Raw genomic sequence first — 11,894 nt, 5'->3', positions numbered from 1 at the left:
CATCATGACCAAGCTGACCATCAAGGACCTGTCCTCGACCGAAACCCTCGACGCCAAGGCGCTGCAGGCCGTACGCGGCGGCATCGCCATCATGCCGATCACCACCGTCTACAGCCCGTTCAAGCTGTCGGTCGACAAGGTGTTCAACGTGAACCAGTCGAACCAGCAAATGCAGTCGGTGGAGAACTACTTCGGCAATGGCTCGGCCTTCCAGGACCACATGACGAACAACGTCACGACGAACCAGTCCGCGCAGAACAACGTGTACCACCCGGTCTGAGCATCACCCCTCGCATCCACGCATCGCACCCGCACATTCGCCCATTAGGAGACTGCCATGAGCACCCTGACCATCCTCGACCTGTCCAGCACCACCACCCTCGAAGCCACCCGCATGAAGTCGGTACGCGGCGGCCTGGGCCTGATCGCCCCGTGGACCAGCGTCTACGCCCCCGTGAAGCTGTCGTTCGACTCGCACACGAAGATCACGCAGTCGAACCAGCAACTGCAGGACGTGGCCAACTACTTCGGCAACGGTTCGGCCTTCCAGGACCACATGACGAACAACGTGACGACGAACCAGCACGCGCAGAACAACGCCTGAGTCCGTCGCCAGCGGCGGGCGCAGGCTTCGAGCCAGCCGCCGGCCGCGCACCGAACCCGCTGAATTCGCATCAAGGAGTCCACCATGTCATCGATCATCGTCCGCGACCTTGCCGTCAGCAAGGACCTCGACCACCAATCGCTGTGCGCCATCCGCGGCGGCACGGACTGGTTCGGCAGGATTGCCGCTGCCGGCCCGCTGGTCAACGTCAACATCAACCAGAGCGTGCAGCAGTTCCAGCAGGTGAACGTTGCCGCCTTCAACAACAACAAGATCGTTGGCGTCGACCTGGGCAACCTCGCGCTCAACGTCAATCCGGTGCAAAAGGGCGGCAACTGGGCGGCGGTGGCTTGAACTACCGGCCTCCACGCGCTTATGCGCACAACAGTGCTTTCCCGGTTCCTGCTATAGCAACGGACTGACAGCTCGTCCCGTGAAGCCGGCAGATCGGTAATCCGGTTAAGGGAGCGCAGCGACATAACCCACCCTTCAGGGGGGAAGACATGGCGTTTGGCGCACACGAAAATGTCGGTGTCGTGATTGACCCCATGACACTGTCCCAGCCCGTGCGCCATCTGCCGCGGGCTTCTTTTTTTCCCGCCTCGACCATACTGTATATCCATACAGGTTCGAGATGAGGTCGCTATCGCAACGGTCCTGCCTCGAACGACCCACTCTGAGCCCGCCAAGCCGTGGGCGCAACATGCCGACCTCGCGGTTCGCGTATCCTTCACCGCAGCCCTCACCTCTATTGACAGTGCAGAACTGGACCAGGGTCCTCGCCCAAGCGCTTCTTGCCATCATGCTAGTGGTCTTGGCGGCCGTTGCCTCGCGCGTCATCTACATTCGCATGACACCCCACGCCTCTAGTGAGGTGCGCGAGGAGACCGAAATCCACCGCGAGATTGCCGATTGTGGAGCCCAGCGCAAGCCGACGGAACTCCAAGAGCGGCAATCGGAGGACAGCGCAATCTGGATGGCCAGTTGCCTCGATTCCTGACCCGTACAGACGAATTCGCCAACTCTGGCGCGCAGGATCGCCAATTTCCCGAGCCCCATCAACACAACGCAACGTCAGCATTACGGACACGTCTTTCGGCACAACGTCCGGCGCGAGTTGCGTCGATAGGCAGGACTCGCAGTGGGAACCCCGCTACAGCGTCTTTTATAGGCAAGCAGCGAACCGGAGTTGCTCAACTCTTTCCCGTTGAGCCGGTCGCTTCATCTCTTACCGCCGCCGGTAAACTCGCGAGGGGGCTTATACGAACTCAGACGGAATCGGGGGCGGCGCCGTGCGAGACGTTGCTGCGCCCCTGTGAGTCGATGGGCGGGTTGCTACTCCGCTGTAGATGCTTGCCTGATATGTTCGACTGATTGGTATGGTTAGCCGCAGGCAAAGTTAGCGGAATCACTGCTACCCCTACCGTATTAACCCATACGCGGGACCAGAAACAGGCGGAAGAAGCTGTCCATTCCCTTCTTTTCCTACTGTGAACCCTGCAGCGCCTGGACCGCGTTGTAACAGGCGATTGTGTTCTGCGGAATGACCACGGGATCCGTACGCTACGGAGGCTTGTGTCAGCCGCCACCAGAAACGGAACTGCCCCCCGTGGCCCATGAGATGCACGCTGTCCCGCAATCCCTACGGCAATCCCACTACAGTACCCCGATTCGGAGTCTACCTATCTGAGTTCAAGCGCTGGTGGCACGGAGTTCCTTAAAATGGACCGACGCTAACGGCGTCGCAGCTCGCGCTTTTCCCCTGCATCGTCGCAGTTCAGATCGGCAACTTGTTTGCTCTTCGGATCAGTCTGACCTGGTTGGGTGCTCTTGCGGGCCTCACCTGGTTGTTCCGGCGGGCGATTCTCTAGCGTTGGCAGACGTTTCCTCTGGATTGATAGTGCAGAAACTGATCTCATAGGTTCCCTGTCGAATGAACGCACGTAGATCCATCAAGGCATCAGGGACGAGACTCGCGTTCGTACCGATAATCTTTCCAATACGGTGACCTACCGTAGTACTCGTGGATGTGGGCGCCCCATTGTGGGTCCGCCATGCTAGGCCAGCGCGCCTTATCAAAGCCCGGTGCGGCCTCAAGCTTCGCCCTATCGATACCCAATACGAAACTCTTGCGCTCCGTATCGAGCGTAAGCGCGGACCAGGGCACTGCGAACAGCTTGCCGCCGAACCCGAGGAATCCACCGAAGGACAGCACCGCATACGCGATGCGTCCGTTAACCACGTCGAGCATAATGTGATTGACCGTACCAAGCTTGTCGCCGTCAGGACCGATGACAGAATTGTGCTCCAACGTATCCGAGGCCATCACAAATGGTCCTGGCCCGGTATTCTCCGAATCGATAGCGCCGAGAATCACTGCGCGTGGATTAGCACTGTCGGCGTTGAGGTTGTAGGGATTCATGAACATCCTCCTGATGGGCGTTCGTGTTGCCGCACATGAGGTTGACGATATTCTTTGAAGAACTCGCGCATCAACTTCATGCCGTTGCCATGCATCATGCACGCGTTCTGCTGGCGTGCGGTCAGGCTGAACTGAATCGTCGTGTGGAAGCGACGGAAGTCCAACGCGCTCCTGGATACCAAGCTTTTTGACACTCTCCTTCGCCACGATCGATATCTACTAACAGAGACTGACACCAATCCAAACTGCGGTCGGTACGATAGCGGACAAGGAGGAGAATATATTGATTTCGACGGCCGCCTCCCAACTGCCGCGTCGGGCAATAGCAATAACGTCGATCGCGGGTCGCGAATTCTCTGAGAATCCTCTCTCGCTTCATCGCGTGCGCGATGGAAAAGAAAATAACTTCATCAAATTGCACTGAATTCAATCGCTCAAAGGTCGACGTGTCGGCTACACAGCCCCTCTCTATTCACCGCGACTATACCTGTGTCGATGCCGGGGAAGACTGCTTCTTTCGCTGTTTTTCCCTCGCCTAGCCCGGTGCCACGTATCTCTTCCTGTCGTGTGGTACCCCAGACGCGTCACTCTCCAGCTGACACCTACGCCATACCGCACTCGATCGTGTATACGCGGACTATTCCGTTAAACACGCGCATACTGGGGTATCCACCGCACTGGCGCGCATATGCCCAAACACTTGAGCATCGTGCTCGCGTTCCCGATCGTAAGGAGCATCATGGCACTCAGTTTCCCCAATCCCAGTCGCAGCTACGACGCTTCGCGCCACTGTGTATGCTTCTGGGGCTACGACAATACCCGCGAAGTCGCTTTCCAGGTCTCGGAAAACGTGTTGATGCATTTCGACGAAGAGAGTCCTTCGCCCGGAGAGGCTGATTTTTTGGCCAGCTTTGACCGACATCGAGACCAGATAGTGCTTCTGGCGCTAGATATTTATGCGGCGGGGTCGCGCAACTCATACACCATTTCGTCGTAACGCAGAAGCCTGGCGTTGCCAACCCGCACACCGTTCCTCGGGTTTTGCAAGGAAGACTGTCAATTGGCAAGTCGATATGTGAACTCCTCGATCCTCTTGCGATGGCTTTTCGAGTTGCGCCTCACATCGACAAAGTTTTTTGGAAGACGGTAAGTTTTTTCGGTAAAAAGTGCGGCGCCAACGGGTCGCTTGAAGAGGTTTACCGCGCGGTAACTGCAAACTAAGAGGACGCGCAAAAAAAGAGGCCCTCAGTCGGCTGACCGAGGGCGTGAAAAATGACCTGTTGGCTAGTAGTACAAGCCGCGATTTTTTTCCCGGCACCACACATGACTGGCTTTCGATGTTGCCCCACCCGCTCCTCACTTCCAAGTGTCATTAGCGCTCGTCATCGGACGGTGCCAATGGCTCCCCGCCTCAGGGAAAAGGAACCTACAAGATTCAGTTCCCTTGAGATTGGCATTAAGTATAGGAATGGCAGTGCCGCATGTCGGTACGGTGTCGTACGAGATGACGACTCGTTCAGCCAATGCAGTGAATAAGTGCAGCAGAGCGCTCGGAACCACTATCAGCGACATCTGAGATACACCTGCGCGCTTTTTTTGACGCGGACCTGTCCGCCAGCGTACCGACTTCTTCGTGAATGGTGGCCAGTCTGTATTCGTCGGGGGAGGATGATGACGGAGTCTTTTCGCATCATGCTCACTAACCTAAGTGGCGTCCGGAGCGAATCCTCCTGCCATGGCCATGTCCTGGGAGATCGCCGCCACACTGGAGTAAACATGCATAGGATCATTGCCTCCGCCAAGCATCGCAAGTTGGCACCCGCTGGCCGCGCGCCAATGCTTGATCTGGAGGAATGCCGCACTTATCAGTCTGCTGTGGACGCATCACTGGAGATGACATTTCCGGCGAGCGATCCCATCGCGCCAAGCGCTGCTTTGTACACGACCTTGCGCGTCAGTACCCCTCGCGATGGGACAGACTGGATACTCGCTGCCGGAAGTGAAAATCTGCCTCCAGTAACAGACGCGCAGCTCAACTCTTTGATGAGCGCTAATGGCAACCACGCACAGGCGGCGTAGTCGTGGGCGGAGCAGTGGGCAGTGGGAAGGCAAGTAGTTAAATAGCTGCCGCAATGGAAGCGAGCAATGGCATTCCTGCACCCAACGGAATGCCCTGCCCCATATAGCTACGCTGCAACTGCCGCTGTCTTGACCTGTAGGACAGCGTTCGCCGGTTCTGTGCTGTTGGAGACCCCGAATGCAACTGCAACGGGGTTCATACTATCGACCATCGAGGTCGGCATCAGGATAGTAGCTCCCCGCTCTTTTGTGGTCTCGTAGATGATGTTCATAGCGCGCAACTGGAGCGCCTGTGGATGACCCTCATATACGCCTGCAGCTTCGACAAACTTGGCCGCAATGGCCGCTTCTGCCGAGCCCAAAATGACGCGGGCTTGCTTTTCTCGTTCCGCCTGCGCTTGCCTGGACATGGCGTCCTGAAGCGCTACGGGGATGGCGACGTCGCGCACCTCCACAGAGGATACGGTCACGCCCCACGCTGCAGTCTTCTCGCCGATCTCGGCGCGCAACTGCTCATCCGCCGCTTTACGATCGGATAGGAGCGCCGACAGCATCGAAGCACCGATCATTTCCCGTAACGACGTCTGCGCGACGCGGTCGATCGCCTGGCGATAGTCGGTAATGGCTAATGCGGCTTTCTGCGCGTCGTGGACGTGCCAGAAAACAATCGCGTCAACATTAACGGGCACGGTATCCTTGGTCAATGCCTGCTCCGCGTTGAACCCAGTGGTCTGGATGCGTGCGTCAATGATCGCTGTAACGCTATCGACAATTGGCAAGATCAGAAACAGCCCAGGTCCCTTGACGCTCTGTAGCTTTCCAGCGCGCAAGATGACAAACTTCTCCCATGCTTTGGCCATTTTTAGTGTTGCTGCGAGCAGGATTGCGGCGATGGCAAACAGTGGTGCCAGTAGAACAGAGACGAACATGCCTGTCGCAGCGCCCAAAAACAAGAGAAGAGCAACCAAGAATGCGGTGATGGGATTCATATAGAAACTCGCGAGTGAGTGAAGCTGCAACCTCTGACCAAACGATCAGGCTCTTCGGGAGCGATACACCTGATCCCCTACTGATTCCGAAGACATGTGACAGGACGTCGTCCTCAGAATCGGTGGTCCGTTCCGGGCTCATTGGCCTGTCGTAGACGCTAACGTCTCTTGCCCCATACGGTGACAGTTCGGCTACCAAATCTGCACGAGCAGCAAATACCCGACGGAGGACACGTCGAAGCCATCGGGCACCGCTTCAGCCTCCTTTAGCATATCCAAGCGAGAGCTTTAAAATCGCCCCAAAAGGAAACAGCACGAGAACGATGAGTGGATCCACGCTAAGCACACCGCTGGGTACGCAGCCCCAACCGTTGCTATAGGACCCCTCGGGGAACGCCCCAACCAACATAACGACCAAGACAATTAGTAGTGGGATTCCGAGAGACATGATGTCCTCCTCGTCGCTGGGCGACAGGCACTCCACTGTTCTTTCACGATGGGGTAATCGCCCGCCTCTTCATTTCTGTTTGGGGAAACTGAGCGCGCCTCATCTGTATTAAGAATAGATGGGAATGGGCTCGAGAACGGTCCGATAGCGTACGCGCTGGCGTACCAAATTGCCTACCCAAGCCCAGTCAAAAAGCGTTGATCGCCCGGTAGTCAGCCGGGGCGAGAAGTTATGGCTCATCTCGTGACGCTCACACTTCTGGACACGGGCCCTTTCGTGGCTTCTGGAACGATAGCCCTCGTATGCCGGATTGCCAATCTTTTGGACCTCTCCACGGGGAGGATCGGTGAGGGCCGCGGCTACAGCGAGCACGTTGCACAACGCTCGTCGGGCCATTTGTAAGGGGGCTAGGAGGCAATGCAACGGATCTCTATACTTCTATCTGCAGTGTTCCTCAAGCTTCGAGTGTCTAGACTCCCACTCGTTTCCCGGGCACTCCCCCTAGACAGCGTCATTGGATCGGTGGCTCCCGAAGTCATTCACTGGGATTCCTAAAAGTATCTGGAAGACGCCACGCGGCGACCTCCGCCCCGCCCCACAAAGATCGCCAACGACGACGTACGATCGATTCAGTCGATATCCGGCGAATGGGATCGTTCTAGTGGATGACCGACCGCAAGGGATTTTCCACTTGCGGCGCTGGTGCTTCAATCCTCCTAGTAATTCCTACTAGCCGATGAATCAGGGCCTGAGAAAGAGGTGGAACATGCTAAAGAACATCTTACTGTTCACTGTAGTTGGTACCGTGCTTGGCGCCGGTGTGACATACGCAGGCACGGGCATTCGGGATGTCTACACTGATGGCGCCAGCACGATGGGGCCGCGCGATCCCTATACTGACGGAGGAAAAGCCACCAAATTTGACGTCTACGCCGATGGAGCGAGCGCCGCAGTAATAAGGGGGTACGATGTGTTCACCGAGGCTGCGCGGGTCACCAACCGTGATGGATACTCCGACAGTTCGAGATCCTAAAGTCCTGTATGACTGAGTAACGTCAATCGCGATGGGCACTGGGGGTGCCCATCCGAAAGCCTCGTCGCTGATTGAGTTCATTCGACGTACCCCCCTCTTCCTCGCCGCCGACCAGTCCGGTGTGCAACTGAGCTTGCTCGCAATCCCCCGGCCGACAAAACGGGCGCACAAGGCGAGCCCCGGTACGCGCCGGCCCTACGCGTCGCGAGGAATGCCAGTTGCCGCGAGCGTAGTGCTGACCAGACTTCGCGAAGCCTGCTTATTGGCACACATATGGTCCGCGTCAAAGAGGTCTGTCGAAAGCTGTGGCGCAGGCCGAGGGCTGATCGAGTGTGCGTCGTCGCCGCTGCCAGCGCTCGATGACAATACTGTTGTACGTCACGCGGGCGCGGGAAGTAAAACTCCTGCCGAACGCCTCGGCCTCGTTACGCATTGCTATCCGCCTATAGTTTGTGGGCATCCCCAATGCCACTTGTAATGCCAAGGCCCTCGCGTTAATCGAAGTCATTTCAGTCCCAGCGTACGACTTACTGGACGAATGCTGTAGCAAGCCCAGCAACAAGTGAGGGGCTTTTTCTGCTTCCGAAGTTCGGAGGTTATCGCCCTGGCTCCAAGCGGCAATTGCGGTCGGATTGGCGCCACCCGACAACGCGTCACCCAGATTTCGGCGCTCGATGCATCCAAAACGTGAATCGAACCTTGTCCGCGGGATAGGTATTCGCCGTGATGAGTAACGGTTTCTTCGCGTCATCAAGATAGGTTCGGTTGATCTTCAAGCCCGCGACTCCGGGCTCAACCAGTAACCGGCGCGCCATGTCGCCCCTAATGGTTGTGGCGCCGATGGTCTGCTTGATATCCCCGACAGTGACACCCACGGTCTGCTCTATAATTGACTGAGCAGACCGGCGCCGTTGGGAACAAGAGGGGAAATTCGCTGGTCGATCTCGGGCTCAATATAGGCATCATTCCAGCATAACGGCGTACCTTCGCTGTCCATCTCGGTGCGTAGCGTTCGAAACCTCAATCAGGCGGCAGCGCGTTGACGATTGCAGGGATTCATCGACCGCATGCGGCGGTAATGGCAAAATCCCTCGTTTTTTTCGCCCCCACCGTAATATGAGCAGCAACGCAGTACTCACCCTAGCAAGTCTTGCCACGGCCAGCGCAGTACGCTACGACGGTGCCGTATCTCACGTCATTCGCACTGCGCTAGTGGCCGAATGCCTGGCCGCACTGGCAGGGTTGGGATCGCATGAACAGGAGAAGATCCGCCTCGCCACGCCCGTTCACGACGTCGGCAAGCTGGCGGTTCCCGACTCCGTTCTCCTGAAGCCTGGCCGTCTGGACGTGCAAGAACGCGTAGAAATTGAGCGGCACTCCAGCATCGGCGCCGACATCCTTTCGGGAAGCACCGACGAACTTCTGCAGTTCGCGGCGCTAATGGCGCGCTGCCATCACGAGCGATATGACGGCATGGGGTATCCGCAGGGACTGGCCGGCGACGAGCTTCCTTTGGCCGTGCGCGTGGTGTCCATCGCCGACGCCTTCGATGCCATGACCGAGGACCGGTGCTATCGCCCGGGTATGACCGAAGAGGCAGCATGCGCGGTTCTGGAACACGGGATTGGCACGCATTTCGACGGCGATCTCGTTTCAATTTTTATCGATGGATTTTCACGCATCCAGTCCGCCCGACGATCCGCCGATCAGGCATTGCGCTGCGGCCCACCCGCAGAGGTGGTCAGTAGGTTTTACGGATTGCAGCGGCAATAGCATCCGTCACATGAAGGCGGCCGCGAGCTATTCGCCGCCCTCGCGGGCAGTCCGCCCGGAAGATGGGCCAATCACGACGTCACCGACCCGACCAGTACTCACGGAACGCCCGGCGTGGATCGTCCTGGGCGCGCGTGGCAGCCGCATCGCCATCGAACACCAAGGTGGTACGGCGGGTGGACGTGTAGGCCGGCCACGCCGGTGTTTGTCCATTTGCGGGATCTCCGGTCGCGGCGAAGCTGACCCATGCACTCGCCAACTGGTCGGCAAGCTGCAGACTGGCGTCGCTGGGCCCGTTCAATCCCATGCGGATATCGTGCAGGCTCGGCCCGATGTCGACCCCATGCGGCGCGCCATAGCGCCCTCCATACGCCGGACTGGGCGTCTTCCATAGGTAGGTCCAGACCGGCGCGCCATGGCCGCTGGCCTGCGCAGCCACCTTGCGGTCGGCCTGCAATTGCGCGCCGCGCCTGAACGTCATGTCCGTGTCGATGCGCGCCTGAAGCACGAAAGGGGTGGCGCGCGGATCTTCCTCACGATACATCGCGACCACTCTCGTGGCATCGTCGCCCACCCGCTCCCGGACAAAGCGTTGCAGCCCCGCCTCGTCGAGATCGAAATTGACCTGACGATAGGCACGCTCGTCAAGCGTGGTGCTGATGATCATTGGCACTTGCGCCGATACAGCCGGCGCATCGGGATCGAACGGATGGCGCGGAATCGCTACACCGTCCACTACCGGCGCGAACGCGCGCGGGGCCTCTCCCTTGACGCGATCGGCGTACTCAAACCGCATCTGCACCGCCAGCAGTTGCTCGAACGGCAGCGTGTGCAGTCGGTCCAGCGAACCCTTGCCAACCTGCAGCGCCGCGAGGTATTTTCCGGCCACCTCGGTGGAATGTGCCAGAGAGGTGGCCCGAATGCCGGAGCCGCTCATCACACCGGCGCGATGGAACAGTCCTTGCGCCGCCGGCATCGCCATCAGCGTGCTGGTCTTCAGTCCCCCGCCTGACTGGCCGAATACCAGCACGCGCGACGGATCGCCGCCAAACGACTCGACGTTCTCGCGCACCCAGCGCAGCGCCGCGACGATGTCGAGCATGCCCACTGCACCCGATTGCACATAGCGATCGCCGCCATATTCGGCGAGGTTGAGGAAGCCGAACGATCCCAACCGATGGTTGACGGTGATGAACACGACGTCGCCAAAACGCGCCATCATCTCGCCATCAAACTGCGGCGAATTGCCTGACCCCGCGTAAAACCCGCCACCGTGCAGGTGCACCAGCACCGGCCGTTTTGCGCCCTTAGCGGGCGACGGCGTCCACAGGTTCAGCGCCAGGCAATCTTCTCCCATGCCGCCCGGCTGCAGGTCGTAAGCAATCAGGTCCGCATATGCACGCCGCCGGTCGGCCGGTAGCTGCGGCGCATAGTTTCCGTAGGCGGTGGCGTCTCGCACACCGCTCCACTTCTGCACCGACTGCGGCGGCATGAAGCGGTTGGCGCCGCTGGTATCGGCGCCATAGCGCAGGCCCTTGAACACATGCACACCGCCCGATTTGAGCCCGCGCACCTTGCCATTGGCCGTCTCGACGACCGAGAACACCGGATCTTCCGTCATCGCGCGTGCGCCCCCTGCGACGGCACTGCCCGCCGCCAGGGCGGCAGCCGACTTCAACCATTGCCGCCGCGACATTGCCCTCTGTGCCATGCCTGCTCCCTTTATTGTCTCGTTCTGAAAGGTCACGCAATGCGTGCCGTACCCTGCTGCTCAACGGCCCGTGAATGCGGGACGACGCTTCTCCTTCCAAGCCATCGCGCCCTCTCGGATATCCTCGGACTGCGTCGCGCGCCGAATGTCGTCTGCCAGTGCCGCTGTGTCCAAGTCGCCCCGTGCAATCGCATTGAGATGTCGCTTCATGCCTTGCACCGCAATGGGCGCGAGGCCCGCGATAGTCTCGGCCAGTTGCCCGCTTCGCACACGCAACCGCTCAGCCGGCAGCAACTCGGTTAGGAAGCCGCACGCCAGCATCTCGGGCGCCTGGATCTTTTCTGCGGTCAGAAAGAGGCGCTTGGCTTGATTCAGCCCCAGGCGGGTGACGTAGCGGCGCATGCCGCGTTCATAGAAATGCAAACCCAGCCGCGCGGCCGGCATGAACATCTCCACCACATCGGTGCCAAGGCGGAAATCGCAGGCCAGCGACAGGTCGGTACCGCCACCATAAATACCGCCCTGGATTTCGGCGATGGTCACGGCGCGACAATCTTCCAGCGCGTTGACGAGCGGCTCGAAACCCGCACCACGCTGACCAGCCGCCAGCTTGCCGATATCGAAGCCGCTGCAGAAGTACTTGCCGGTGCTGCGCAGGATCACCACCCGCACATCGCTGGTATTGATGGTTTCGATGTGCTGCTGCAATGCCTGCAGATCGTCGGGGCCCAGCCGGTTGGCCACCTCGGGACGCTGAAGTGTCAGCGTGGCCACGTGGGCGGCAATATCGAGCGTGGGAAGCGTACCTTCGGATGCCATGCGTGAAGTCTCCGAT

The 11,894-nt window shown here is 59.1% G+C and carries 13 protein-coding genes and 1 pseudogene; 7 read left to right on the top strand and 7 right to left on the bottom strand.

Annotation, left to right across the window (positions count from 1 at the left end):
• The 3 genes from CYJ10_RS11815 to CYJ10_RS11805 form a co-directional block, all read left to right on the top strand.
• On the top strand, positions 1-280 hold a 280-nt coding region (locus CYJ10_RS11815; protein ID WP_308302969.1), incomplete at its 5' end, for a hypothetical protein.
• A gap of 57 nt (positions 281-337) precedes the next feature.
• A complete protein-coding gene (locus tag CYJ10_RS11810; RefSeq protein WP_101681695.1) occupies positions 338-604 on the top strand; it encodes a hypothetical protein in 267 nt (88 codons plus the stop codon).
• 84 nt (positions 605-688) lie between these two features.
• Positions 689-958 carry a hypothetical protein gene (locus CYJ10_RS11805; RefSeq protein ID WP_101681694.1) on the top strand — a complete coding sequence of 90 codons (270 nt, stop codon included), beginning with the start codon at positions 689-691 and terminating at the stop codon, positions 956-958.
• A gap of 1,606 nt (positions 959-2,564) precedes the next feature.
• On the opposite strand, the gene CYJ10_RS11795 is transcribed toward CYJ10_RS11805, so the two are convergent.
• Both CYJ10_RS11795 and CYJ10_RS11790 read right to left on the bottom strand, forming a co-directional pair.
• A complete protein-coding gene (locus tag CYJ10_RS11795; protein ID WP_101681692.1) occupies positions 2,565-3,026 on the bottom strand; it encodes a PRC-barrel domain-containing protein in 462 nt (153 codons plus the stop codon).
• Positions 3,027-3,042: 16 nt separating this feature from the next.
• Positions 3,043-3,175: pseudogene (locus CYJ10_RS11790) on the bottom strand (ABC transporter substrate-binding protein); the annotation flags it as partial.
• A gap of 590 nt (positions 3,176-3,765) precedes the next feature.
• Here CYJ10_RS11790 and CYJ10_RS11785 point away from each other — a divergent pair.
• Together CYJ10_RS11785 and CYJ10_RS33715 are read left to right on the top strand one after the other, a co-directional pair.
• On the top strand, positions 3,766-4,023 hold the full coding sequence (locus CYJ10_RS11785) for a DUF1488 family protein (RefSeq protein ID WP_101681847.1): 258 nt from the start codon (positions 3,766-3,768) through the stop codon (positions 4,021-4,023).
• 779 nt (positions 4,024-4,802) lie between these two features.
• Positions 4,803-5,105, top strand: coding sequence for a hypothetical protein (locus tag CYJ10_RS33715; RefSeq protein ID WP_146002024.1), 303 nt, complete (start codon positions 4,803-4,805; stop codon positions 5,103-5,105).
• 107 nt (positions 5,106-5,212) lie between these two features.
• Here the strand turns inward: CYJ10_RS33715 and CYJ10_RS11780 are convergent, their stop codons facing one another.
• Both CYJ10_RS11780 and CYJ10_RS11775 read right to left on the bottom strand, forming a co-directional pair.
• Entirely contained in the window at positions 5,213-6,094 is an 882-nt protein-coding gene (locus CYJ10_RS11780; RefSeq protein WP_101681691.1) for a slipin family protein, read from the bottom strand.
• 256 nt (positions 6,095-6,350) lie between these two features.
• Positions 6,351-6,542: a DUF3309 family protein gene (locus tag CYJ10_RS11775; RefSeq protein WP_101681846.1), complete on the bottom strand. Its 192-nt coding sequence runs from the start codon at positions 6,540-6,542 to the stop codon at positions 6,351-6,353.
• Between the two features lie 766 nt (positions 6,543-7,308).
• On the opposite strand from CYJ10_RS11775, the gene CYJ10_RS11770 reads away from it, so the two are divergent.
• On the top strand, positions 7,309-7,575 hold the full coding sequence (locus CYJ10_RS11770) for a hypothetical protein (protein ID WP_101681690.1): 267 nt from the start codon (positions 7,309-7,311) through the stop codon (positions 7,573-7,575).
• Between the two features lie 653 nt (positions 7,576-8,228).
• On the opposite strand, the gene CYJ10_RS35190 is transcribed toward CYJ10_RS11770, so the two are convergent.
• Positions 8,229-8,450, bottom strand: a complete 222-nt coding sequence (locus CYJ10_RS35190) for a UTRA domain-containing protein (protein ID WP_180862906.1) — start codon at positions 8,448-8,450, stop codon at positions 8,229-8,231.
• Between the two features lie 241 nt (positions 8,451-8,691).
• Here CYJ10_RS35190 and CYJ10_RS11760 point away from each other — a divergent pair, with 241 nt between their 5' ends.
• Entirely contained in the window at positions 8,692-9,348 is a 657-nt protein-coding gene (locus CYJ10_RS11760) for an HD-GYP domain-containing protein (protein ID WP_101681688.1), read from the top strand.
• Positions 9,349-9,427: 79 nt separating this feature from the next.
• Here the strand turns inward: CYJ10_RS11760 and CYJ10_RS11755 are convergent, their stop codons facing one another.
• Together CYJ10_RS11755 and CYJ10_RS11750 are read right to left on the bottom strand one after the other, a co-directional pair.
• Complete coding sequence (locus CYJ10_RS11755; protein ID WP_101681687.1) at positions 9,428-11,059, bottom strand: carboxylesterase/lipase family protein; 1,632 nt, start codon at positions 11,057-11,059, stop codon at positions 9,428-9,430.
• A gap of 60 nt (positions 11,060-11,119) precedes the next feature.
• The gene (locus tag CYJ10_RS11750; RefSeq protein ID WP_101681686.1) at positions 11,120-11,878 is read right to left on the bottom strand and encodes an enoyl-CoA hydratase/isomerase family protein; all 759 of its coding nucleotides are present in this window, start codon (positions 11,876-11,878) and stop codon (positions 11,120-11,122) included.
• Positions 11,879-11,894 lie beyond the last annotated feature (16 nt).

This window comes from Cupriavidus pauculus (assembly GCF_002858765.1).
Taxonomy (GTDB): domain Bacteria; phylum Pseudomonadota; class Gammaproteobacteria; order Burkholderiales; family Burkholderiaceae; genus Cupriavidus; species Cupriavidus pauculus_B.
Note: the sequence above shows the minus strand (reverse complement) of the source record. Positions and strands in the feature narration are given on the sequence as shown.

Excerpts from the sequence above, each read along its gene's own strand:
- CYJ10_RS11810 (WP_101681695.1), top strand. The coding sequence starts at position 338 with ATGAGCACCCTGACCATCCTCGACCTGTCCAGCACCACCACCCTCGAA.
- CYJ10_RS11805 (WP_101681694.1), top strand. The coding sequence starts at position 689 with ATGTCATCGATCATCGTCCGCGACCTTGCCGTCAGCAAGGACCTCGAC.
- CYJ10_RS11795 (WP_101681692.1), bottom strand. The coding sequence starts at position 3,026 with ATGAATCCCTACAACCTCAACGCCGACAGTGCTAATCCACGCGCAGTG.
- CYJ10_RS11785 (WP_101681847.1), top strand. The coding sequence starts at position 3,766 with ATGGCACTCAGTTTCCCCAATCCCAGTCGCAGCTACGACGCTTCGCGC.
- CYJ10_RS33715 (WP_146002024.1), top strand. The coding sequence starts at position 4,803 with ATGCATAGGATCATTGCCTCCGCCAAGCATCGCAAGTTGGCACCCGCT.
- CYJ10_RS11780 (WP_101681691.1), bottom strand. The coding sequence starts at position 6,094 with ATGAATCCCATCACCGCATTCTTGGTTGCTCTTCTCTTGTTTTTGGGC.
- CYJ10_RS11775 (WP_101681846.1), bottom strand. The coding sequence starts at position 6,542 with ATGTCTCTCGGAATCCCACTACTAATTGTCTTGGTCGTTATGTTGGTT.
- CYJ10_RS11770 (WP_101681690.1), top strand. The coding sequence starts at position 7,309 with ATGCTAAAGAACATCTTACTGTTCACTGTAGTTGGTACCGTGCTTGGC.
- CYJ10_RS11760 (WP_101681688.1), top strand. The coding sequence starts at position 8,692 with ATGAGCAGCAACGCAGTACTCACCCTAGCAAGTCTTGCCACGGCCAGC.
- CYJ10_RS11755 (WP_101681687.1), bottom strand. The coding sequence starts at position 11,059 with ATGGCACAGAGGGCAATGTCGCGGCGGCAATGGTTGAAGTCGGCTGCC.
- CYJ10_RS11750 (WP_101681686.1), bottom strand. The coding sequence starts at position 11,878 with ATGGCATCCGAAGGTACGCTTCCCACGCTCGATATTGCCGCCCACGTG.